Raw genomic sequence first — 21346 nt, forward strand, 5'->3', positions numbered from 1 at the left:
CACCCGATCAGGATTGGAGAAGCCCCCGCGCCTCCCCCGCCCTAGCCTGAATTCACCGGCGAAATCCGTCGGACCACTCTTCACGGAGGAGCTCGTCATGACCGACGGACTGAACACGATCATCTACCCCGTCAAGGACCTGGACGCCGCGAAGGCCCTGTTCGGCGCCCTGCTGAGGGTCGAGCCGTATGCGGACGAGCCGTACTACGTCGGGTACAAGGCCGCCGGGCAGGACGTCGGTCTCGACCCGAACGGGCACGCCCGGGGCATGACGGGACCGGTGCCGTACTGGACCGTGGACGACATCCGGACGCGGCTCGCGGCCATGGTGGAGGTGGGGGCGGAGCTGGTGCAGGACGTCCAGGACGTCGGCGGGGGCAAGCTGATCGCGTTCGTGAAGGACGCGGACGGGAACTTCGTCGGGCTCACCCAGAATCCGGCCGCCTGACACACACCGACGGCAGGCCGCCCGGCACGCGTGCCGCGACAGCCAGCTACTTGCGCGTGCACTAGTTGCGTACTCAATAACTGGCCGGATCGGTGTACCGTGCGTGTATGGCAGTGAAGTCGGCCGGTGCCCGGCAGCTAGAGGAACAGTGGCGGGACATCCTGTCCGTGCACGCGCGCACGATGTGCGAGATCGACCGCGTACTGCACCCGCACGGCCTGGGCGCGAGCGACTTCGAGGTACTCGACGTGCTCGCGTCCGAGGCGCCCGAGGAAGGCGACCAGTGCCGGGTGCAGAACCTGGTCGGACGGGTCCATCTCAGCCAGAGCGCGCTCTCCCGTCTCATCGGACGGCTGGAGAAGGACGGCCTCGTGGAACGCTCCGTGTGCATCGAGGACCGACGCGGAGTGTGGGTCGCGCTCACCCGGAAGGGGCGTGATCTCCACTCGGAGGTGCTCCCGCTCCAACGGAGCGTCCTGGCGCGGATGTTGGACGGCACCGAGGGCTGACACCGCCCATCCGCCGCACGTGCCTCACACAGCGAACTCCGCCCCGTCCATGAGCACGTCGACCCCCACCTCGTTCGCCTGCGCCCGCGCGGCCGAACCCGCGTCGAGCAACGGATTCGTGTTGTTCAGGTGGGTGTAGATCCGGCGGACCCCGGGATGACGGGCGAGGGCGGTCAGACTGCCGCGCGGGCCGGCGACGGGCACGTGCCCCGCCGTCGCCAGCAGCTCGTCGAGGGTCTCCGACCAGGCTGCGACACAGGGTGCGTAGACGAGCGCCCCGCCGGTCGCCAGGTCCTCGATGCGGTACGCCGTCACCCAGCGGTCGTCCGCCGGGCGGGGCGGCAGGTACGTCGGGGCCTCGGTGCCCATCGGGTGGGCTGTCACCACCAGGCCTCCGGCCAGTACGAAACCGTCCTTCGCGAGGCTGTCGGACCACTCCCAGGGGGCATAGCGGTCGAGGACGGCCCGGGCCGGGCTCAGCGCGGCCAGGGCAGGCCGCGGGGCGTACACCTTGAGGCCCGGCGCCCCGCGGAGTGCGGCCAGGCCCGTCACATGGTCGGGCTCGGCGTCGGTGAGGAGGACGCCGCGCACCGGAGTGTCGCGCGCGCCGGGACCCGGCCAGAGCGCGGGGGTCGCGGTGAGCTGGGTGCGGATGTCGGGTGAGGCGTTGAGCAGCCACCAGTCCCGCGCGTTGCCGGTGACGGCCACGCGCTCCTGCGTACGCGAGGGCAGTTTCCCGTCGCGGGCGGCGGCGCACAGCGCGCAGGCGCAGTTCCTGCGGGAAACCGCCCCCCGGCCGCGGTACCGAGCAGGACGACCCTCACGACGATCGCGCCCCCTTGCCGACTCACCCGACTCGCGGACTCACCGAATCTCCCCGAGGGATCTTTCCTCCAAAACGGACCCGACTACCCCACGGCAGGGGACAGTTCCGGCCGATCTCCACCCGCCCATTCCCCTCTCCCTCGGTCAACGCAACAGATCCCGTACGGCGGCGAACGCCGCCTCCACCGTCGCCGGATCCGCGCCCGGCCGGGCCAGCGCGCTCATGGGAATCGGGGTGACGGAGGGCAGCCCGTCGTACGGAGTCAGCCCGTCCGGAGCCGAACCGACCGCCGCGAGCAGCGCGACACCCTGCCCCGTGCGGGCGATGTCGAGGACCCCGGCGAGATACCCCGCGTCGCCGACCACCGCGGCCGGCACCCCATGCGCGGCGAGGGTCGAGATAGCCCGGCGGCGGATCGCGCACGGGTCCTCGATGGCGACCAGCGGGACGGGCGCCGGCGCGGCCGGTCGCTGCCAGCCGGGCGTCGCGTGCCAGGTGAGCGGGAGGCCGCCGACCGGTGTGCCCTCGGTGGCTGCGGCCTCGGTGACGTACACCGCGACGTCCACGCTGCCGCGTTCCACGGCCTCGACGAGGCGGGCCGAGCGGTCGATGCGGAAGCGGACCCGGCAGCCGGGCCGCACCTCCTGGACGGCCGCGGTCAGCCGTGGCAGAAACTGGTCGGCCGCGTGTTCGGTGGAGCCGATCGTGACGGTGTCGCCGTCCACGTCGAGCAGGGTGCGTACGGCCTCGTCGTGCACGGCGAGGATGCGGCGGGCCTGTTCCAGGAGCAGCCGCCCCTCGGGCGTGAACCGGGTGCCCCGCCCCTCGCGCTCGACGATCGGCCGGCCCAGCGTCTTCTCCAGCCTGCGGACATGCTGGCTGACCGCGGACTGGCTCAGGGCGAGGGCCCGGGCCGCGCGGTGGAAGCCGCCACAGTCGGCGATCGCGGTCAGGCTGCGCAGGGCCACGATGTCGAGGACAGGTTGGGGCATGCCGGTGACGGTAGTCGTTCCGCGCATCGATCGCGATAACTGATCGATTTCGATGCGGAATCATCGTTGGACGCGATCGGTCGCGTCCGGTCATGATGGGCGCATGCTGCACACGACCGCTTTCGCTGCCCTTCTGACGCAGCGCCGAGTCATCGACTTCGGCGTGGCGTGCAGCGCGCGCTGTCGTTGACCCACCGCCTCTCCGCGGCACCCTTCCCGAGCTCTCGCTGATCACGTCCGCCCTGCGCACTGACACGTGACGGCGGCTCCGGCCTGCTCACTTCCTCCCCCTCTCCTCGATTCCCCTCCCCTTTCCCCTCGTTGGGAGCTGTCACCCCATGCCCTCTTCCTCCGTCTCGTCCTGGGACGAACCCGAAGGCCTCGCCGCGCGCGGCACGTTGATCGTGCTGGCCGGGCGGGGCGAACACGGCGGTGTCTACGAGCGGTTCGGCCGCCGGCTCGGCTACGACGCCTACCGCGTCCGCGCCCTCGGCGACCCGACCGCCGACCCCGCCGTCCTGGAGCAGGCCGCCAAGCTGCTCGCCGACGAGTCGCTGCCCGGCCCGAAGGTGCTGGTCGGTTCCGACACGGGCGCGCTCCACGCCCTTCAGCTCGCCGCCGAGCAGACCGCGGGCGTCGACGCGCTGATCCTCGCCGGGCTGCCCACCGGCGCCTGGACAGCGGGCAGTTGGGACGAGGAGGTCACCGCCCGCACCGCCTGCCCGACCCATCAGGGCCGTCTCACCAACGACCCCGCCTTCCGGCGCGGCGCCATCGACGACACCCCCGACCTGCCCGGACCGCGCCTGGACCTGGTCCGCGTCCCGGTCCTGGCCCTGCACGGCAGGGACGACACGATCAGCCCGCTCGACCGGGCACTGAGCGTCTACGACGGTCACCCGGGCGTCCACACGGTCGTCTTCCACGGCGGCCGGCACGACGTCCTCAACGACGCGCTGCACCGCACCGCCGCGGCCACGGTCGTCCTGTTCCTCGAACGGCTCCGACTGGCCCCCGAGGTCCGCGAGACCGGCGAGGCCCGTGAACTTCCCCTGATCGCCGAGGAGTTGACATGACCGGCCGCGTGACGACCACGGTCGCCGAGCTGACCGAACTCCTCGCCTCCGAGCGGCCGCCCGTGCTGCTCGACGTCCGCTGGGCCCTCGGCGACCCGTACGGCCACGACCACTACGCGGACGGCCACATCCCCGGCGCGGTCTACGTCGACCTGGACACGGAGTTGGCCGCACCGGCGAGCCCCGAGGGCGGCCGGCATCCGCTCCCCGATCTCGCCGAACTGCAGGAGTCCGCCCGCCGTTGGGGCATCGGCGACGGCCGGCCCGTCGTCGTCTACGACGACCTCGGCAACACGGCCGCCGCCCGCGCCTGGTGGCTGCTGCGGTACGCGGGCGTCGCCGAAGTGACCCTGCTGAACGGGGCGTTGGGCGCCTGGCGGACAGCGGGGCTGCCGCTGGAGTCCGGGATTCCCGTCGATCCGACGCCGGGTGATGTCGTGCTCCGCGCGGGTGCGCTGCCGATCACCGATGCCGACGGAGCAGCCGAACTCGCCGTGTCCGGGCTGCTGTTGGACGCCCGCGCGGGTGAGCGGTACCGGGGTGAGGTCGAGCCGGTCGACCCGCGCGCGGGACACATCCCGGGGGCCGTGTCCGCGCCGACCGGGGAGAACCTGGCGGCGGACGGCACCTTCCTGACACCGGAGTTGCTGCGCAAGCGGTTCGAGGAGCGGGGTGCCGGGGACGCGGCACGCATCGGCGTGTACTGCGGGTCCGGGGTCACCGCCGCTCATCAGATCGCGGCGCTGGAGATCGCCGGGTTCGAGGCGACGCTCTTCCCCGGTTCCTGGTCCGCCTGGTCCGCCGACCCCACGCGCCCGGCGTCGACGGGAGACCGGCCATGACGACGAAACCACTGGACGCGGCCGTGCTGCCGCAGCAGAAGGAAGTCGCCGCGGCACCGTCCACCAGGGTCACCATCCGAGGGACCGCGAAGGTCAACCGCCGTTTCACCGTGCCCCGTTCGGTGCGGCGGGCCGCCGGACCCGTCGGCCTCGTCCTGCTCTGGTTCCTGACCTCCGCCACCGGCGTGCTCCCCGAGTCCGTCCTGGCCTCCCCCGTCGACGTCCTGCGTCAGGCCGTGGACCTGACGAAGAACGGCGAACTCCCCCACGCCATCGCCGCGTCGGGCCGCCGGGCCGCCATCGGGTTCCTCATCGGCGCGACCGTCGCGCTGGTCCTGTCGCTGCTGGCCGGGCTGTTCCGGCTCGGCGAGGACGTCATCGACTCCTCGATGGGCATGTTCCGGGCGATCCCCTGGGTGGGTCTGATCCCGCTGTTCATCGTCTGGTTCGGCATCGAGGAGACGCCGAAGATCGCGCTCGTGGCGCTCGGGGTGACGTATCCGCTGTACTTCAACATCTACGGCGGCATCCGCTCCACCGACGCCCAACTCGTCGAGGCCGCACGGATGATGGGGCTCGGCCGGTTCGGGCTGATCAAGTACGTGATCCTGCCGAGCGCGCTGCCCGGGGCACTCGTGGGCCTCCGGTACGCGCTGTCCACGGCATGGCTGGCGCTGGTCTTCGCCGAGCAGGTCAACGCGGACGCGGGGCTCGGCTATCTGATGAGCAACGCCCAGCAGTACTTCCGCACGGACGTCATCGTGCTGTGCCTCGTCGTGTACGCGCTGCTCGGTCTCGCCTGCGATTTCGCCGTACGGATCCTGTCGCGCCGGCTGCTGACCTGGCGGGCCAACTTCGAGGGTGAGGCGTAGAGATGGCCAACTCCGTTGAGATACGGGGGCTTTCGCGGGCCTTCGACGGCAACACCGTGCTGCACGATCTCGATCTGGACATCCGTGAGGGCGAGTTCGTGGCCCTGCTCGGGCACAGCGGCTGCGGCAAGTCGACACTGCTGCGCATTCTCGCCGGGCTGGACGACGAGATCGGCGGCGAGGTGACCGTGCCCGCGCGGCGCAGCGCGGCCTTCCAGTCGCCGCGACTACTCCCGTGGTTGAAGGTGTGGCGCAATGTCGTGCTCGGGCTGCCGGGGCGTCCGGACCGGGCGCTCGCGCTGAAAGCGCTCGACGAGGTCGGCATCGCGGAACGGGCCACCGTCTGGCCCAAGACGCTGTCCGGCGGCCAGGCCCAGCGGGTCTCGCTCGCCCGTGCGCTGGTCCGTGAGCCCGAACTCCTGTTGCTGGACGAGCCGTTCGGCGCGCTGGACGCGCTGACCCGGGGCAAGGTGCAGGCGCTCGTCGCCGAGCTGTGGCGGCTGCACGGGTGCGCGATCCTCCTGGTCACCCATGACGTGGAGGAGGCGCTGCTGCTCGCCGACCGGGTCCTGGTGATGGACGAGGGCCGTATCGCCCACGAGGTGACCGTCGACCTGCCCCGCCCCCGTGATCTGACCGCCCCCGAGTTCGTGACCCTGCGCGCCCGCCTCCTGAACTGGCTCGGCGTGACCCGCACTTTGGAAGGAACCCCCTCGTGATCCGCAGAATCGCCGCCGCCACCCTGAGTCTGACCGCCCTGCTGGCGCTGAGCGCCTGCGGTGCCGACTCCTCGGCGGACACCTCCGCCGGCGGGCAGGTCACCCTCACCATCGGCGACCAGGCCAAGACGCTCCAGACGATCATCGCCGCGTCGGACGCGCTCAAGGGCGCCAAGTACAAGGTGAAGTGGGCCGAGTTCCAGGGTGCGGCCCCGCTCTACCAGGCCGTGCAGGCAGACGCCGCCGACACCGGGTACTCGGCCGACCTGCCCGCGCTCCAGGCGCTCAGCGGTGGCGTCAAGATCAAGAACGTCGCCGCCCTCAAGAACGACGGCACGCACGTCGGCATCGTCGTCCGCAAGGACTCCGGCATCGACAGCGTGAAGGATCTCAAGGGCCAGAAGGTCGTGGTGTCCTCGGCGAAGGGCAGCATCTCGGAGTATCTGCTGGCCAACGTGCTGAAGCAGAACGGGCTCAGCTACAAGGACGTCAAGGTGCAGTACCTGCTGCCGACCGACGCGCAGGCCGCCTTCGCCTCCGGGAAGGTCAAGATCTGGGCGACGTTCGGCGTCTACCAGGCCGTCGGCCTGGAACAGGGCGGCAAGCTCCTCGTCGACGGCGCGGACGGCCGGGTCAGCGGCTACGGCTTCATCAACGCCTCCGAGAAGGCCCTCTCCGACTCGGCGAAGAAGACCGCCCTTTCCGACTTCCTCCAGCGTCTGAGCACGGCGCTGAAGTGGACCAGCACCCACCAGGACGCGTACGCGAAGGCCATCGAGCAGCGCAACGGCGCCGACGCCACGGTCGCCAAGACTCTCGCCTCGGCCGCCTACAGCCAGGTGCTGCCGATCACCTCGGACGTCAACACGACCGTCCAGCAGGTCGCCGACCTCATGAACAGCATCGGGGTCCTCGACCCGAACGTGGACGTGGCCAAGTCTGCGGACACCTCCCTGCTCAAGTGACCTTTCCTGCCTAGGAGTTCGCTCATGCCTGTCGAGTTCATCAGCGCCGTCCACACCGACTCCGGGGCCTCGGGTCCCGCCGCCGCGAGCCGTACCGGCTTCGACGTCGACCATCTGCGCAAGTACGCCCGCGCGTTGGACGACGGCGGCTTCGACCACACCCTGGTCGCCTACCACTCGGCCTCGCCCGACGCCTTCCAGGTCGCCCAGTTCGTCGCCACCCACACCGAGCGCGTCCGCCCGATCCTCGCGCACCGGCCAGGCGTCATCTTCCCCACGCACGCGGCCCGCGCCCTGGCCACGCTGGACCGGATCAGCAATGGCCGGCTGACGCTGCACATCATCTCCGGCGGCAGCGACGAGGAGCAGCGCCGGGAGGGCGACTACCTCAACAAGGCCGAGCGGTACGAGCGTTCGGACGAATACATCCAGATCCTGCGCAAGGTGTGGGAGGCCGAGGGACCCGTCTCGCACGAGGGCAAGTATTTCACGTTCGAGGGCTACTACTCCGACGTGAAGCCGGTGAACGGCCTCGTCCCGATCTCGGTCGGCGGCTCCTCGCAGGACGCGTACCGGGTGGGCGGTCAGCAGGGCGACATCTTCGGGCTGTGGGGCGAGCCGCTCAAGGAGACGGCCGAGCAGATCGCCGCCGTCAACGCGGTCGCGGATGCCGCCGGGCGCCCGCATCCCCGTATCTGGGTGTCGTTCCGCCCGATCATCGCGCCCACCGAGGAACTGGCCTGGGAGAAGGCCCACCGCACCCTCGGCGTCCTCAAGGACCAGGCGAAGAACACCGAGTTGCTCCGCCACTACCGCACCACCGGCCGCCCCGCGAACGTCGGTTCGCAGCGCCTCCTCGACATCGCCGAGCGCGGCGAGGTCCAGGACCGCTGCCTGTGGACCGCCCCCGCCGTCGCCACCAACGCCGCGGGCGCGTCAACTGCCCTGGTCGGTACGCCCGAGACGGTCGCCCAGGCGCTGCTCGACTACGTCGACATCGGCTGCGACCTGCTCTCGATCCGCGGCTACGACCCGCTCAACGACGCGATCGACTACGCCCGTCACGTCCTGCCCCTCGTCCGCCAGGAACTCGCCCACCGCGCGACGACCTCACAAGCCGCCTGATCCGCCCCTTTCCCTGATTGCGAACTCCCCTATGGAGACTCCGTGTTGTTCCGCCATTCCCTGCGCGCGTCCGCCGCCGCCCTCGCCCTGCTCCTGCCGTTCGCCGCGGCCTGCGGAGGCAGCGCCACGGCCGAGTCCTCGTCCGACGTCTCCTCCGTCACCCTGCGGGTCGGCGACACCGGCTGGAAGGTCGGCGAGGCCGTCCTCAAGTACGCCCACCTCGACGACACCCCGTACAAGGTGAAGTGGAACCTGTTCCAGGGCGGCGACCAGCAGCTCCAGGCGATCCGCGCCGGAGCGCTCGACCTCGCCTCGTCCAGCGAGATCCCGCCCCTCTTCTCGGCGGCCGACGGCAACCCCAACTTCAAGGTGGTGGCCGTCCAGCGCGGCACCACCCTCAACCAGGAAGTCGTCGTCCCCAAGGGCTCCAAGGTCACCGACATCGCCGGCCTGAAGGGCAAGAAGGTCGGCTACGTCCAGAACACCACCGCCCACTACTTCCTCTACGAGCTGCTGAAGCGGGCCGGGTTGACCTGGTCGGACATCGACGCCAAGCCGCTGCTCCCCAACGACGGCCTCGCGGCCCTGAACGGCGGCTCCATCGACGCCTTCGCCTCCTACGGCACGTCGATCATCACCGCCCACCAGCAGGGCGCGACGACGGTCGGCTCCGGGGCGGACATCCTCTCCGGCAACTTCCTCTGGTCCGCCCGCGACAGCGTTCTCAAGAGCCCCGCCCAACGGGCCGCCGCGGCCGACCTGATCGCCCGGATCACCAAGGCGTACGCCTACGTCCGCGACGGCCACGAGGACGGCTTCGCGAAGGTCACCGCCGACGCCACCCACCAGCCGCTCGCCCAGGCCAAGTCGGACCTGGTCGCCGCGCAGAAGCAACGTCCCACCCAGGCCAGGACGGTCGGCGCCGACACCATCGCCTCCCAGCAGAAGGTGGCCGACGCCTTCACCGAACTCGGCGCGCTCAAGAAGCACTTGGACGTGAAGTCCTTCTGGACCACCGCACTCAACTCCGACCTGAAGAAGGCCCTGTGACCGCCCGCATCGCCGAACTGGCCGCCGGCTACGACCAGTCGGGCGCCTTCCCCGCCGACTCCCTCCGCATCGCCCACGAGGCCGGACTCCTCACGGCGACCATCGGCGAGTCCTACGGCGGCCGGGGCGCCCGGGTCGAGGAGAGCGCGCGCATCCTCCACCGGATCGGGCAGGGCGACCCGTCGGTGGCCCTGATCGCGGCGATGACCCTGAACACGCACGCCCGTCAGGCCGCACAGCCGCACTGGCCCGAGGAGTTGTACGCGCGGATCGTCAAGGAGTCGTTCGAGCGGCCGGTACTCGTCAACCACGCGCGGGTGGAACCGGAGTTGGGCTCCCCCGCGCGCGGCGGGCTCCCGTCGACGCTCGCCCGGCGCACCCCGGACGGCTGGTCGCTCAGCGGCACCAAGCGCTTCGTGACCGGCGCGGAGGGCCTGGACTGGTTCCTGGTGTGGGCCACCACCGACGAACCCGAGCCGCGCGTCGGCACGTTCCTGGTGCCGGGCGGCTCCCCCGGCATCGACATCACCGGCCGCTGGGACCAGTTGGGGCTGCGGGCCAGCGGCAGCCACGACGTGACGTTCCGGGACGTGGAGATCCCGTACGAGCACGTCATCGGCATCGGCCCGTACGGCGCGTCGGCCGAACAGGACAACCGGGCGGGCGCCTCCCTCCATCTCCCCCTCGCCGCCCTCTACTTGGGGGTGGCGCGGGCGGCGCAGTCCTTCTTCCACACGTTCGCCCACGCGCGCGTGCCCGCCAACCTCGGTCATCCGGTGGCCCGTACGGAACGCTTCCGCAGGACCGCCGGGGAGATCGAGGTACTGCTGGCCGGTGCCGAACAGCTGGTGTTCGGCGGGGCCGCCCGGGTGGACTCCGACGACTCCACGTACACCCCCGAACAGGCCCTGGGGGCACGGGTGTTGGCCGACCGACACGGCGTTCGGGCCGTGGAACTCGCCGTACGGCTGCTCGGCAATCCCGGGCTCGCGCGCGGGAATCCGCTGGAGCGGCACTTCCGGGACATCCAGTGCGCGCCCGTGCACGCGCCCCAGGAGGACATCTCCCTGCTCGCAATCGGAACCAAGGCGTTGAACCCGTAACCCGCCCTATGACGGACCCCATGTCGGAACGCACAGTGAAGGTACGGAACCGGTGACCACAGCTCCCCCGACCACCCCCACCGCCGCCGCCCGGCTGCTCGGTCTGCTCGCCCGGGATCTGCCGCCCGACCAACTGGCCACGGACCCGCGCACGTTGGGCGGGTACACCACGGACCGTTCGGGCACCCGGCCTGACGGTGTCCCGCTCGCCGTGGTGCACGCGCGGCGCACCGAGGACGTGACCGTCACGCTCCGGCACGCGAACGCGCTGCGCGTGCCGGTGGTGCCGCGCGGTGCGGGCACCGGTCTGTCGGGCGGGGCGTCGGCAGGTGAGGGCGTGCTCGTGCTGGACCTGTCCGGGATGAACCGCATCCTCGAACTGTCGGCCGACGACCAGCTCGCGGTGGTCGAACCGGGCGTGATCACCGCCGAGTTGGACCGGGCGGCGGGTGAACACGGCCTGCGGTACGCGCCCGATCCGGCGAGTGCGGCGATCTCGACGATCGGCGGGAACATCGCGACCAACGCGGGCGGGCTGCGGTGCGCGAAGTACGGGGTGACGCGGGACAGCGTGCTCGGTCTGGAGGCCGTCCTCGCCGACGGGACGGTGGTCACGACCGGCCGCCGTACCGTCAAAGGGGTCACCGGATACGACCTGACCGCGCTGCTGACCGGCTCCGAAGGCACCCTCGCCGTCATCACGTCGGCGACGCTGCGGCTGCGTCCGGTGCCGGTGGCGACCGCCACGCTGGCCGCCTACTTCGACTCGTTCGAGGCGGCGGCCGAGGCGTCGTACGCGATCGGGCGGGCCGGGGTCGTACCGGCGCTCGCGGAGCTGCTCGACGGGCCGGTGCTGCGGGCCGTCGATCCGGCGTTGGGCGAGCGCGGGTCGGCGCTGCTGCTGGTGCAGTGCGACGGGGCGGGGGCGGCCGTCGAGGCGGAGCAGGTCGCGCGAGTGCTGGCGCCGACGGCCACGACCGTGGAGACCACTGCGGACCCCGTCGAGGCGGAGGCCCTGCTGGCAGCCCGGCGGCTCGCCCTGCCCGCGCTGGAGCGGCTGGGCCGGCCGCTGATCGAGGACATCGCCGTGCCGCGCTCGCGGCTCGCGGAGGCGGTCCGCGAGATCCGCGTCATCTCGGCCCGCCACGACGTGCCGGTCTACACGCTCGCGCACGCCGCGGACGGCAACCTCCATCCGATCATCGTGGTCGATCCGGCCCTGGACCGGCTGCCGGACGCGGCCTGGGAGGCGGCCGGCGAGATCTTCGCGCTGGCGCTGCGGCTCGGCGGGACGCTGACCGGTGAGCACGGTGTGGGCGTGCTCAAGCGGCAGTGGGTGGCGGACGAACTCGGGCCCACCGCCCACGCGTTGCAGCGCCGGCTGAAGGAGGCGTTCGACCCCAGGGGCATCCTCAACCCCGGCAAGACCCTGTGAGGCAACCCGGACCGGGTACCGCCGAACGGGTGAGGCCGAGTGATCCGGGGGTGGTGCGGGAGCACGTGCGGTTGGCATGTGCCTCGACCGCCGTCCGAAGTCATCACTCGTCGTGACCGACAACGGGTAGCTCTACGCACGGAATGTGACGGACGGCAGTCGTCCCGTCACCCGTGCGACAGGAGAGAAGGCACCATGTCGGTCGACACCGGTACCGCGCCCGAGGCGGGCGCCGAGGAGCGGGAACAGCAGAGCCTCGGTACCGCCGCGGCACGCACTCTGGCGACCACGACCAAGTCCGAACCCCAGATGCAGGGCATCAGTTCACGCTGGCTGACCCGCATGCTGCCCTGGGTGAACGTGCCCGGCGGCACCTACCGCGTCAACCGCCGGCTGTCCTACACACGGGGCGACGGACGGGTGACGTTCGTCCAGACCGGCGCACAAGTGCGGGTCGTCCCGGCCGAGTTGAGCGAACTCCCGCTGCTGCGCGGCTTCACGGACGCCGACGCGCTCGGCGCGCTGGCCGAGCGGTTCGAGCAACGCGAGTTCGCGCCGGGCCAGTTGATCGTGGAGGCGGGCCGCCCCGCCGACCAGGTGTTCCTCATCGCACACGGCAAGGTCGAGCAGCTCGGGGAGGGTCCCTACGGCGACGAGGCGGTCGCCGGCCTGCTGGCCGATGGCGACACCTTCGGCGGCCAGGTGCTCGCCGACTCCGACAGCACCTGGGAGTTCACGGCCCGCGCGGCGACGGCCACCACGGTGCTGGCGCTGCCGCACTCGGCGTACCAGGCCGTCGCGGAGCGGCACCCGGAGCTGAGCGCGCACGTCGAGTCGGTCGGTTCGGACGAGCACGGCCCGGTCAACCCGTTCGGCGAGGCGGCGATCGCCCTCAGCGCCGGACATGTCGGCGAGCCGGATCTGCCGGGCACGTTCGTGGACTACGACCTCGCCCCGCGCGAGTACGAACTCAGCGTCGCCCAGACCGTGTTGAAGGTGCACAGCCGCGTCACCGACCTCTACAACCAGCCGATGAACCAGACCCAGCAGCAACTCCGGCTCACCGTCGAGGCCTTGCGCGAGCGACAGGAGAACGAGCTGGTCAACAACCGGGACTTCGGCCTGCTGCACAACGCCGACTACGACCAGCGGATCTCCACCCACTCCGGGCCACCGACCCCCGACGACCTCGACGAACTCCTCAGCATGCGGCGCGACACCCGCTACCTGTTCGCCCATCCGCGGGCGATCGCCGCGTTCGGCCGCGAGTGCAACAAGCGGGGCGTCTACTTCAGCGGCATCGACGTCGGCGGCCACCACCTGCCCGCCTGGCGCGGAGTACCGCTGCTGCCGTGCGGCAAGATCCCGGTGAGCGCGTCCCGTACGTCGTCGATCATCGCGATGCGCACCGGCGAGGACGACCAGGGTGTGATCGGCCTCTACCAGACGGGCATCCCGGACGAGCTCGAACCGGGCCTCAACGTACGGTTCATGGGCATCAACGAGCAGGCGATCATCTCCTACCTGGTGAGCACCTACTTCTCGGCGGCGGTCCTGGTACCGGACGCGATCGGCATCCTGGAGAACGTCGAGGTCTCCCGCCGGGACGGCAACTGACCGTGACCCAGGGCTAGTTCAGGAACGCGTCCAGCCGTGCCGCGTCCGGCGCCGTAGCCGGGCCCGACGCGGTGACGGCCAGGGCGGCGCCCGCGTTGGCCCGGTGAGCGGCGGCCACCGGGTCGACACCCCGAGCCAGGGCGGCCATGAACACCCCGGTGTGCGCGTCGCCGGCGCCGTTGAGATCGACGGCGTCGACGGCGAACCCCGGCACGGTGACGAGGTCTCCGCCGTGGTGCACGAGACACCCGTCGGGGCCGGTACGGACGAGCACCGAGCCGCGCCCCAGCCGGGCTTGCAGGGCCCGGGCTGCTTCGGCCGGGTCGTCGAGGCCCGTGAGCAGCGCGGCCTCGCGGGCGTTGCAGCTCCACCAGTCCGAGCGGGCGAGCAGCAACTCCACAGCCTCAGCGGGGATTTCGTGGACCAGCGGCCCCGGGTCGGTGACCAGCGTGACGGCCGGGTCCAGTCGGGGCAGGAGGTCGAGCAGGGCGGTGCGGTTGCTGTCGTAGAGCAGGCTGTATCCGGTGACGTAGACCACGTCACCTGCGCCCGGCCGGAGTTCGGCCAGATCGGCGCTGGTCAGGGTGGCCTCGGCGCCGGGGCTGGTGACGAAGGTGCGCTCGCCGCCCGCGTCCACCAGGCAGACCACAAAGCCGGTGTCCGGTTGCGAGCGCGGCGCGAGCAGGATGTCGATGCCCTCGGCGTGCAGTGCTGCGCGGGCCCGGTCACCGAAGGGACCGGTGCCGTGCGCTCCGGCGTAAGTCACCGGGAGTCCCTGGCGGGCGGCTGCGGCCATGACGTTGAAGCCGCCGCCCGGGGTTCGCTCGGTGTGGGTGGCGAGGACGTCGCCGCCGCGCTCGGGGAGGGCCGGGACATCGAGGACCAGGTCGACGACGACGTTGCCGAGGTGCCACAGCCTGGCGCTCACGACTGTGCCCGGAGTCCGAGCAACGCGGCGGCTGTCGCGTCCAGTTGGAGCTTCGGGTTGACGCGCACGAGCGTCTCCCGCGCGTCGGCCGGGAAGGCGTCCACCCCGTGACAGGCGCCGCCGACGGCGCCCGCGATCGCGGCGATGGTGTCGCAGTCACCGCCGACGGACGCGGCCAGCGACACGGCCCGCCAGGGGTCGTCGGGGCAGGCGGCCAGGACGGCGAAGGCAGCGGGCACCGACTCCTGCGTGGCGAGACTCGTCCCCACCAACGCGTAGACCCGCTCGCAGAGTTGGGCCTCGGTGAGGCCGCGCACCAGCCCGGTCGCCCAAACGATCCGTTCGGCGACGTCGGCGGCGGCCACCCAGTGCCCGCGCCCCGCCGCCAACCGGGCCGCCGACACGGCCACTTCGACCGCCTCCGGAACCGACGCCCCGTCAACTCCCGCGCTCACAGCGGCGGCGACGGCCGCGGCTCCGGCGAGCGCGACCCCGGTGTTGTGGGTCAGGCTGCTCGCCTCGACCACCCGGTCCACCAGCACGGCCGGGTCGGCGACCGACACCGCGATGCCCACGGGAGCGATCCGCATCGCCGCGCCGTTGGTGGTGCCGTAGCGCCCCACCTCGTCGACGGGGGCGCCCGCGAGGACGAGTTCCACCGCACGCTTGGTGGACGGCCCGAGGAGGTCGAGCGAGCCGCGGGCCCGCATGTCGTCCTCCCAGGCGACCAGGCGCCGGGCGAGTTCCGCCGGGTCGACGCGGCCCTTGCCGTCGAGCAGCAACTCGGCGAGCAGCAGGGCCTGTTCGGTGTCGTCGGTGACGGCTCCGGCCGGCATCCCGGCGGCGAGTGGATGGTCGGGGGCGGCCGGTTGGAAGCCGGTCAGGAACGGGCCGTAGCGAGAGGTGATGTCCGGGCGGGACAGCATCTGGGTGGGCATGCCGAGGGCGTCTCCGAGGGCGAGCCCGTAGAGGGCTCCGGTGGCGCGGCTCTGGAGGGTCATGGGTGCTTTCCGGGGCAGGGAGCGGCTACTGCTGGGGTGCGGGTCAGCCGAATTCGAGGGTCAGTTGGAAGTGGTCGGGGTCGAGGAGGCTCACGACATGTTCGACGAAGGAGCCGTTGGCCGCCCGGCTGGTCCGCCGCGTGTCGAGGAACCAGTCACCCGGTTCGCGGCGCAGCAGCTCAGCCTCCCGCGCGTCGATCCGCCGGCCGCTCACCCGCTGCTCACCGTGGTCGGGCCGCAGCCCGGCCCGCAGCATCACCTCGGTCAGCGACTCCTGCCCGAGCCCGCGGGAGGGCAGGTCCCGCACCCCGGGCACGGGTGGCAGGAAGCTGCGTTCGTACGACACGACGACCGCGTCCGCGGCGAGTTCCCGTATCCGCTCCACGCACACGAACTCGGTGGTGTTCAGGGTGAGTTGACGGGCGAGTCGCTCGTCCCGCCGGGCATCCACCGTGAGGGTCCGTACCCGGGTGTCGATGCCCTGGGTGGCCAGTGCGTGGGCCCAGCCGAGGCGGTCGTCGAGGGGGCGGCCGTCGAAGAGGACGTAGGAGCCCTTGCCGGTGCGGGTGGCGATCAGGCCCGCCTCGCTGAGTTCGGCGAGGGCCGCGCGGACGGTCGTACGGCTGACGCCGAAGCGTTGGGCCAGGGCGTGTTCGCCGGGGAGTTGTTCGCCGGCGGGACGGTGGCCGCTGCGGATCTCCTTGGCGAGGACGTCGGTGATGCGCTGGTGTTTGAGCCGGACGCCGGTCATGACGGCTCCCCGACCGCCTCGGCGACGGTGACCACCCGGATCAGGGGCTGGTAGAGGTCCATGACGTGCAACGCCTTGGCGTGGGAGTCGTCGTCCACGCCCGCACAGGAGTCGGAGACGACCAGTACCTCAACTCCCGCGTCGGCGGCGGCAAGTGCCGTGGACAGGACGCAGCAGTCGGTGCTGACGCCGGCGAGGACGAGACGGCCGGTCGGGCCGACGCGTTCGGCGAGTTCCGGGGTCCACTTGCCGAAGGTGGGCGCGTCCACCAAGTGCCGTGCCTGCGCGGCGAATTCATCGGCCAGTTGCCAGAGGGGGGCGTCCGGTGGCTGGAGTGCGAAGGGCCACTGGTCGTAGTAGGCGCGCCAGGCGCCCTCGGGTTTCTCGGGGGCCAGGAAGCGGGTGAAGGTGACGCGTTCGCCGAAGGCAGGCAGCAATCGTCGTACACCCGCCGCCGCCTCCGCGAAGCGGGGCGTAGCCCAGGGGCTGTCGGGGTCGGCGAAGACGCGCTGCATGTCGATGACGGCGAGATGGCCGGTCGCGGTGGTCATACGGCGGGCACCGCCTCCGGGCTCGCGGCCTGTTCCTCCTGGCGCCGGACGCGGGCGCGGCCGAGGGCGAGCGTGCCGAGGAAGCCGACGGCGAGGGCGATCAGGACACCGAGGTTGGCGTAGGCCCAGGAGCCGGACTTGCCGCCGAGGCCGAACGGGTCGAGCAGATAGCCCTGCCAAGTCAGCCAGCTCGCGGCCGTGTTGGTGACCAGGCCCCAGCCGATCGCGGTGGCGGCGAGGGTGAGGAGGAGAGGCGTGAGCTGGACGTCGCCGTAGCGGCCGTTCGGGCGGAAGAGGTCGCCCTCGTCGTAGTCGCGGCGGCGCAGGAGGAGGTCGGCGAGCATGATGCCGCACCAGGCGGCGATGGGGACGCCGAGGGTGGTGAGGAAGCCCATGAACTGGCCGAGGAAGTCGTCGGCGAAGAACACGATGTAGACGGAGCCCGCGATCATCAGGACGCCGTCGACGAGCGCCGCCAGGTAGCGGGGTACCCGGAGACCGGCCGACAGCAGGGCCAGACCGGAGGAGTAGATGTCGAGGACCGCGCCGCCGACCAGGCCGAGGACGGCGACTACGGCGAACGGGACCAGGAACCAGGTGGGCAGGATCGTCGTCAGCGCGCCGATCGGGTCGGCGGCGACCGCCTTGTTGAGCGTGCTGGAGGAACCGGCGAGCAGCAGGCCGAAGACCAGCAGGAGCAGCGGGGCGACGGAGGCGCCGAAGGTGGTCCAGCCGATCACGCCTCTCCCGGACGAACTCCGGGGCAGGTAACGGGAGTAGTCGGCGGCGGCGTTGACCCAGCCGAGCCCGAAGCCGGTCATCATGAACACCAGCGCGCCGATGAACTCCTGTGCGGAGCCCGCCGGTACGGCGCTCACCGTGCTCCAGTGGATGTGGTCGGCGACGAGCGCGATGTAGACGATCGTGAGCACGCCGGTGACGACCGTGATGACCGTCTGCAGTCGCATGATCAGGTCGAAACCCATGACTCCGCCTACCACGGTCAGCGTGCCGACCAGGATCAGCGCGACCACCTTGGTCTCGGTGCCGCCACCCCAGCCGAGCCTGCTGAAGACGGTCGCGGTGGCCATCGTCGCGAGGGCGGTGAGGACGGTCTCCCAGCCGACGGTGAGGACCCAGGAGATCACCGACGGCAGCCGGTTGCCGCGCACGCCGTAGGCGGCGCGGCTTAGGACCATCGTCGGCGCGGAGCCGCGCTTGCCGGCCACCGCGATGAACCCGCAGAGCAGGAAGGAGAACACGATCCCGATGACACCGGCGACGAGCGCCTGCCAGAAGGAGATCCCGAAGCCGAGCGCGAAGGCGCCGTAGCTCAAGCCGAGGATGGAGACATTCGCTCCGAACCAGGGCCAGAACAAGGTACTTGGGGTGCCTTTGCGTTCGGCGTCGCCGATCACGTCGAGGCCGTGTGTCTCGACCTGGAGCTGCCGGGACTGGGAAGTCTGGGAGGAATCCGCCATCGTCGACCTACCTGTCTAGACGTGTTCAGCCGAGGCTAGGCGGGGTGGTCAGCGGCGTCAAGAGCGGGCCCGGGGCGGACCGCTCCCTGTCAGTGGCAGTCGCCGTGGCGGCCCAGGGTCTCCACGGGGGTCGCGCCGGGGCGGATCCACTGCGGCACGGGACGGCTGGTCCCGCCCCAGGTGGCGTTCCCCTCGGCGTCCGAGCGCCAGTACCAGCAGGCGTCGCGGCCGGGCGGGTAGCCCTCGGGGTTGTCCTGCCACGCCTCGCCGCGGCCGTAGGGCGTCATGTCGAGCAGGGCGAGGGAGCCGTTGACGGGCTCGTTGCCGCGGCCCGTCGTGGAGTAGGTGAGGAACACACGGTCGCCGTCGCGCAGGAAGGCGAGGATGTGCCCCATCCCGCCGCCGATCGGCGCGTCCAGGCCCCGCACCGAGTACCAGGGCTCGGTGTAGCCCATGAACTCGACGTACGGAGCCACCTCGTCCCACGCGCCCGCGGTCAGGACGGCGTACGAGACGCCCCGGGCGTTGAGGTAGACCGCGTCCTTCATGTGCCAGGCCGTGGTGGTGCAGCCCTCGCACTGGCCCTGGTGCGGTGCGTGGTCGTGCCACATGTGCTGGTACACCACTAGTTCGTCGCGCCCCTGGAACAGGTCGAGGAACGAGACCGGTCCGTCGGCACCGGCGACTTCGACCTTCCCGTCGAGCTCGACCATCGGCAGCCGCCGCCGGGCCGCGGCGATCGCGTCCCCCTCACGGGTGTGCGCCTTCTCCCGGATCAGCAGTTCGTCGCGCGCCGCGTTCCAGGTGGCGATGTCTACGACGGGCGGCTTGCCGGGGAGTTCACTGCTCGCGGTGCCGGGTGTGGTCGTCATGGGGTCCTCCGTGGTGCGTCGTTTCGGAGTCGTTCCGGGCAGCGTCGTACGACGTACTACGGCGCTCACCGGATCAGACTCCGGGAGCGGCCGAAACTCATCGCGACGGGCAGGGCGTCCGCCCCGGGTGCCCACGTGTGGCGGCACCACATATGTCGGCACCACACATGGGCACACTCCGCTCTTCCGCTCACCACACATGAGCACACCCCGCTGTTCCGCTCACCGGCACAGTCCGCGACACGTCACCGACCCGTCAGCAGGCTGTTCAGATACAGATCGGCCTGTTCAGATGCAGATCACGATCTTTCCTCGGGTGCGTCCGCGCTCGGCGTGCGCGTGGGCGTCGGCGATCCGCTCCAGGGGGTAGGCCTGTTCGATACGGGGTGTGTAGCGGCCCTGCCCGCCCAGTTCCGCCGCCGCGGACAGGAGAGTTGAGTCGTTCACCGCATGGGCCACATGCGTGCCCAGGCGCTGCCCGCCCGCCTGGTCGGCGACCGTCGCGACGCGCTTCGGGTCGCCCGCGATCGCGACGAGGTCGTCCAGCGATCCGGAGGCCGCGGTGTCGAGCACGATGTCGACGCCGTGCGGAGCGAGGGTGGTGAGGCGCTGTGCGAGGCCGGGGCCGTAGGTGGTGGCAACGGCGCCGAGAGAGGTGAGGAACTCGTGGTTGCGTTCGCCGGCTGTCCCGATCACGGTGCCGGCACCTCGCGCCACGGCGATCTCGACCGCCGCGCTGCCCACGCCTCCGGCGGCGCCCTCGACGAGGAGGGTGCGCCCCGCGAGGGGGCCGAGCGCGTCGAGCCCGCGCATCGCGGTCACGGACGCGAGGCCGGCTCCCGCGGCCTGCTCGTCGTTCCACGTGGCGGGGGTGTGCGCCCAGGCCGAAAGGATGAGCAGCTCCGCGGTCGCGCCGGTGACGCCGCCCAGCCCGAAGACCCGGTCGCCGATGCTCACCCCCTGCACCCCGTCGCCGATCTCGTCGACCACACCGGCGCCGTCGCGCCCCGGGATGGCGGGCAGATCCAGGGGGAAGATCTGGTGCAGGGCGCCGGAGCGCAGCTTCCAGTCGATGGGGTTGACGCTGGCCGCCGCGACGCGGACACGAATCTCACCGGGTCCGGGGCGGGGGTCGAGGGCCTGCTCGATCACCAGGCTCTCCGCTCCGCCGTATTCGTGGAACCGGGCTGCGCGCATGATGGTCTGCCTTACTTTGACGGGGACTTTGACGGGCCGGAATGACGTGTTCATCCGACGCTCTTCACCCTAGAACCTGACGTTGACGTGAGGTGCAAGCCCACAACTGCCGCCCGGCCGGAGGAGGGCAGGCGTGGATGGGCGAGGTTGCCGAGCGGGCGGGGGCGAGCGTGGGGGGCCTGCGCCACTACGGCGGATCACACCGCGAGGGTTGCCGTGCGTACGTGAACCGCGTGAACGCCCTCGGGTCCGCCACGGGGCGGTGATCAATCTCGTCGCCGGCAACGGTTCGATCGGCCCCCAGGGCTGCCCCCGGAGCCGGTATTGCTAGCCTGAACCTGACGTAAACGTGAGGTACGAGCGGGAAGGGAGTGCCCTGCGTCATGCGCATCGGACAGCTCGCCAGGCGGTCAGGGGTCAGCGTGCGAGCCCTGCGCTACTACGAGGAACAGCGGCTCCTGGAATCGGCCCGGACGCCCGGCGGCCAGCGTGACTATCCCGACGAAGCCCTGGAGCGGGTCCAGCTCATCCAGGACCTCTTCGCGGCCGGCCTCTCCAGCCGTACCGTCGTCGAACTCCTGCCGTGCGTGAGCACCGGCATCGCGACCCCCGCCATGCTCGACCAGCTCATCATCGAACGCGACCGCATCGCCGCACGCATCCAGGACCTGACCCGGGCCAAGACCAAACTCGGCCGCGTGATCGAGAATGTGACCGCGGCGAACGTGGCGCAGGACTGATCAACGCGTCCACGGTATCGGCCGCGCGAAGCCCACTCGCACATGCCTAACTTGCCTTGCATCGCTTCAACCCGTCGACTTGTAGAGACACTTGACAGCACTGGATAACTGGATAAAAGGATGGCCGAGTTCGGTCGGCAACGCCGTTCCGTGCTGCCCGCACCACCCCGACCAGAGGTCGGCACGGTAGACGCATAGGGCAATCCCCCGCAGGACAACCTGGCGATCCCGTTAGCGCCCGGCAAG

The 21346-nt window shown here is 71.2% G+C and carries 22 protein-coding genes; 13 read left to right on the forward strand and 9 right to left on the reverse strand.

Translation table 11 applies throughout. From position 1 onward, the window contains the following. Window positions 1–97 precede the first annotated feature (97 nt). Both AC31A1_RS16270 and AC31A1_RS16275 read left to right on the forward strand, forming a co-directional pair. Window positions 98–448: a VOC family protein gene (locus AC31A1_RS16270; protein ID WP_489653998.1), complete on the forward strand. Its 351-nt coding sequence runs from the start codon at window positions 98–100 to the stop codon at window positions 446–448. 107 nt (window positions 449–555) lie between these two features. Beyond that, window positions 556–957, forward strand: coding sequence for a MarR family winged helix-turn-helix transcriptional regulator (locus AC31A1_RS16275; protein WP_489653999.1), 402 nt, complete (start codon window positions 556–558; stop codon window positions 955–957). 24 nt (window positions 958–981) lie between these two features. Here the strand turns inward: AC31A1_RS16275 and AC31A1_RS16280 are convergent, their stop codons facing one another. After that, a complete protein-coding gene (locus AC31A1_RS16280) occupies window positions 982–1665 on the reverse strand; it encodes an MBL fold metallo-hydrolase (protein ID WP_489654000.1) in 684 nt (227 codons plus the stop codon). A 261-nt stretch (window positions 1666–1926) separates the two neighbouring features. Beyond that, window positions 1927–2775, reverse strand: coding sequence for a LysR family transcriptional regulator (locus AC31A1_RS16285; protein ID WP_365605654.1), 849 nt, complete (start codon window positions 2773–2775; stop codon window positions 1927–1929). Window positions 2776–3113: 338 nt separating this feature from the next. Between AC31A1_RS16285 and AC31A1_RS16290 the strand changes: the two genes are divergently transcribed. The 10 genes from AC31A1_RS16290 (at window position 3114) to AC31A1_RS16335 (ending at window position 13579) form a co-directional block, all read left to right on the forward strand. Then, window positions 3114–3851 carry an alpha/beta hydrolase gene (locus AC31A1_RS16290; protein ID WP_489654001.1) on the forward strand — a complete coding sequence of 246 codons (738 nt, stop codon included), beginning with the start codon at window positions 3114–3116 and terminating at the stop codon, window positions 3849–3851. After that, window positions 3848–4693, forward strand: a complete 846-nt coding sequence (locus AC31A1_RS16295) for a sulfurtransferase (protein ID WP_489654002.1) — start codon at window positions 3848–3850, stop codon at window positions 4691–4693. The genes AC31A1_RS16290 and AC31A1_RS16295 overlap by 4 nt, the downstream gene beginning before the upstream one ends. Beyond that, on the forward strand, window positions 4690–5565 hold the full coding sequence (locus tag AC31A1_RS16300; protein WP_489654003.1) for an ABC transporter permease: 876 nt from the start codon (window positions 4690–4692) through the stop codon (window positions 5563–5565). Before AC31A1_RS16295 ends, AC31A1_RS16300 begins: the two co-directional genes overlap by 4 nt. 2 nt (window positions 5566–5567) lie before the next feature. Continuing rightward, window positions 5568–6284, forward strand: a complete 717-nt coding sequence (locus AC31A1_RS16305) for an ABC transporter ATP-binding protein (RefSeq protein WP_033278595.1) — start codon at window positions 5568–5570, stop codon at window positions 6282–6284. Next, the gene (locus AC31A1_RS16310; protein WP_489654004.1) at window positions 6281–7249 is read left to right on the forward strand and encodes an ABC transporter substrate-binding protein; all 969 of its coding nucleotides are present in this window, start codon (window positions 6281–6283) and stop codon (window positions 7247–7249) included. The genes AC31A1_RS16305 and AC31A1_RS16310 overlap by 4 nt, the downstream gene beginning before the upstream one ends. Window positions 7250–7273: 24 nt before the next feature. Beyond that, on the forward strand, window positions 7274–8374 hold the full coding sequence (locus tag AC31A1_RS16315; protein WP_416961945.1) for an LLM class flavin-dependent oxidoreductase: 1101 nt from the start codon (window positions 7274–7276) through the stop codon (window positions 8372–8374). Between the two features lie 42 nt (window positions 8375–8416). Continuing rightward, window positions 8417–9424 carry an ABC transporter substrate-binding protein gene (locus AC31A1_RS16320; protein WP_489654005.1) on the forward strand — a complete coding sequence of 336 codons (1008 nt, stop codon included), beginning with the start codon at window positions 8417–8419 and terminating at the stop codon, window positions 9422–9424. Continuing rightward, window positions 9421–10527 carry an acyl-CoA dehydrogenase family protein gene (locus AC31A1_RS16325; RefSeq protein WP_489654006.1) on the forward strand — a complete coding sequence of 369 codons (1107 nt, stop codon included), beginning with the start codon at window positions 9421–9423 and terminating at the stop codon, window positions 10525–10527. The genes AC31A1_RS16320 and AC31A1_RS16325 overlap by 4 nt, the downstream gene beginning before the upstream one ends. A gap of 52 nt (window positions 10528–10579) precedes the next feature. Beyond that, on the forward strand, window positions 10580–11962 hold the full coding sequence (locus tag AC31A1_RS16330) for an FAD-binding oxidoreductase (protein ID WP_489654007.1): 1383 nt from the start codon (window positions 10580–10582) through the stop codon (window positions 11960–11962). 195 nt (window positions 11963–12157) lie between these two features. Further along, entirely contained in the window at window positions 12158–13579 is a 1422-nt protein-coding gene (locus tag AC31A1_RS16335; protein ID WP_489654008.1) for a family 2B encapsulin nanocompartment shell protein, read from the forward strand. A 13-nt stretch (window positions 13580–13592) separates the two neighbouring features. Here AC31A1_RS16335 and AC31A1_RS16340 read toward each other — a convergent pair whose 3' ends face one another. The 7 genes from AC31A1_RS16340 to AC31A1_RS16370 all read right to left on the reverse strand — a co-directional run bounded on the left by AC31A1_RS16340 (window position 13593) and on the right by AC31A1_RS16370 (window position 20360). Next, a complete protein-coding gene (locus tag AC31A1_RS16340; protein ID WP_489654009.1) occupies window positions 13593–14507 on the reverse strand; it encodes a PfkB family carbohydrate kinase in 915 nt (304 codons plus the stop codon). Further along, complete coding sequence (locus tag AC31A1_RS16345; protein WP_489654010.1) at window positions 14504–15508, reverse strand: ADP-ribosylglycohydrolase family protein; 1005 nt, start codon at window positions 15506–15508, stop codon at window positions 14504–14506. Before AC31A1_RS16345 ends, AC31A1_RS16340 begins: the two co-directional genes overlap by 4 nt. A gap of 43 nt (window positions 15509–15551) precedes the next feature. Beyond that, a complete protein-coding gene (locus AC31A1_RS16350; protein WP_489654011.1) occupies window positions 15552–16259 on the reverse strand; it encodes a GntR family transcriptional regulator in 708 nt (235 codons plus the stop codon). After that, window positions 16256–16810, reverse strand: a complete 555-nt coding sequence (locus tag AC31A1_RS16355; RefSeq protein ID WP_489654012.1) for a cysteine hydrolase family protein — start codon at window positions 16808–16810, stop codon at window positions 16256–16258. The genes AC31A1_RS16350 and AC31A1_RS16355 overlap by 4 nt, the downstream gene beginning before the upstream one ends. Continuing rightward, a complete protein-coding gene (locus AC31A1_RS16360) occupies window positions 16807–18291 on the reverse strand; it encodes a purine-cytosine permease family protein (protein ID WP_489654013.1) in 1485 nt (494 codons plus the stop codon). The genes AC31A1_RS16355 and AC31A1_RS16360 overlap by 4 nt, the downstream gene beginning before the upstream one ends. A gap of 89 nt (window positions 18292–18380) precedes the next feature. Next, complete coding sequence (locus AC31A1_RS16365; RefSeq protein WP_489654014.1) at window positions 18381–19163, reverse strand: DUF899 family protein; 783 nt, start codon at window positions 19161–19163, stop codon at window positions 18381–18383. 288 nt (window positions 19164–19451) lie between these two features. Next, window positions 19452–20360, reverse strand: coding sequence for an NADP-dependent oxidoreductase (locus AC31A1_RS16370; RefSeq protein ID WP_489654015.1), 909 nt, complete (start codon window positions 20358–20360; stop codon window positions 19452–19454). Window positions 20361–20743: 383 nt separating this feature from the next. Here AC31A1_RS16370 and AC31A1_RS16375 point away from each other — a divergent pair, with 383 nt between their 5' ends. Then, a complete protein-coding gene (locus AC31A1_RS16375) occupies window positions 20744–21100 on the forward strand; it encodes a MerR family transcriptional regulator (protein WP_489654016.1) in 357 nt (118 codons plus the stop codon). Window positions 21101–21346 lie beyond the last annotated feature (246 nt).

It is taken from the genome of Streptomyces sp. P5F9 (assembly GCF_057961495.1).

What these genes read in the sequence shown, in the direction of transcription:
- AC31A1_RS16270 (WP_489653998.1), top strand. Translation starts at nt 98, where the DNA reads ATGACCGACGGACTGAACACGATCATCTACCCCGTCAAGGACCTGGAC.
- AC31A1_RS16275 (WP_489653999.1), top strand. Translation starts at nt 556, where the DNA reads ATGGCAGTGAAGTCGGCCGGTGCCCGGCAGCTAGAGGAACAGTGGCGG.
- AC31A1_RS16285 (WP_365605654.1), bottom strand. Translation starts at nt 2,775, where the DNA reads ATGCCCCAACCTGTCCTCGACATCGTGGCCCTGCGCAGCCTGACCGCG.
- AC31A1_RS16290 (WP_489654001.1), top strand. Translation starts at nt 3,114, where the DNA reads ATGCCCTCTTCCTCCGTCTCGTCCTGGGACGAACCCGAAGGCCTCGCC.
- AC31A1_RS16295 (WP_489654002.1), top strand. Translation starts at nt 3,848, where the DNA reads ATGACCGGCCGCGTGACGACCACGGTCGCCGAGCTGACCGAACTCCTC.
- AC31A1_RS16300 (WP_489654003.1), top strand. Translation starts at nt 4,690, where the DNA reads ATGACGACGAAACCACTGGACGCGGCCGTGCTGCCGCAGCAGAAGGAA.
- AC31A1_RS16305 (WP_033278595.1), top strand. Translation starts at nt 5,568, where the DNA reads ATGGCCAACTCCGTTGAGATACGGGGGCTTTCGCGGGCCTTCGACGGC.
- AC31A1_RS16315 (WP_416961945.1), top strand. Translation starts at nt 7,274, where the DNA reads ATGCCTGTCGAGTTCATCAGCGCCGTCCACACCGACTCCGGGGCCTCG.
- AC31A1_RS16335 (WP_489654008.1), top strand. Translation starts at nt 12,158, where the DNA reads ATGTCGGTCGACACCGGTACCGCGCCCGAGGCGGGCGCCGAGGAGCGG.
- AC31A1_RS16345 (WP_489654010.1), bottom strand. Translation starts at nt 15,508, where the DNA reads ATGACCCTCCAGAGCCGCGCCACCGGAGCCCTCTACGGGCTCGCCCTC.
- AC31A1_RS16350 (WP_489654011.1), bottom strand. Translation starts at nt 16,259, where the DNA reads ATGACCGGCGTCCGGCTCAAACACCAGCGCATCACCGACGTCCTCGCC.
- AC31A1_RS16355 (WP_489654012.1), bottom strand. Translation starts at nt 16,810, where the DNA reads ATGACCACCGCGACCGGCCATCTCGCCGTCATCGACATGCAGCGCGTC.
- AC31A1_RS16360 (WP_489654013.1), bottom strand. Translation starts at nt 18,291, where the DNA reads ATGGCGGATTCCTCCCAGACTTCCCAGTCCCGGCAGCTCCAGGTCGAG.
- AC31A1_RS16365 (WP_489654014.1), bottom strand. Translation starts at nt 19,163, where the DNA reads ATGACGACCACACCCGGCACCGCGAGCAGTGAACTCCCCGGCAAGCCG.
- AC31A1_RS16370 (WP_489654015.1), bottom strand. Translation starts at nt 20,360, where the DNA reads ATGCGCGCAGCCCGGTTCCACGAATACGGCGGAGCGGAGAGCCTGGTG.
- AC31A1_RS16375 (WP_489654016.1), top strand. Translation starts at nt 20,744, where the DNA reads ATGCGCATCGGACAGCTCGCCAGGCGGTCAGGGGTCAGCGTGCGAGCC.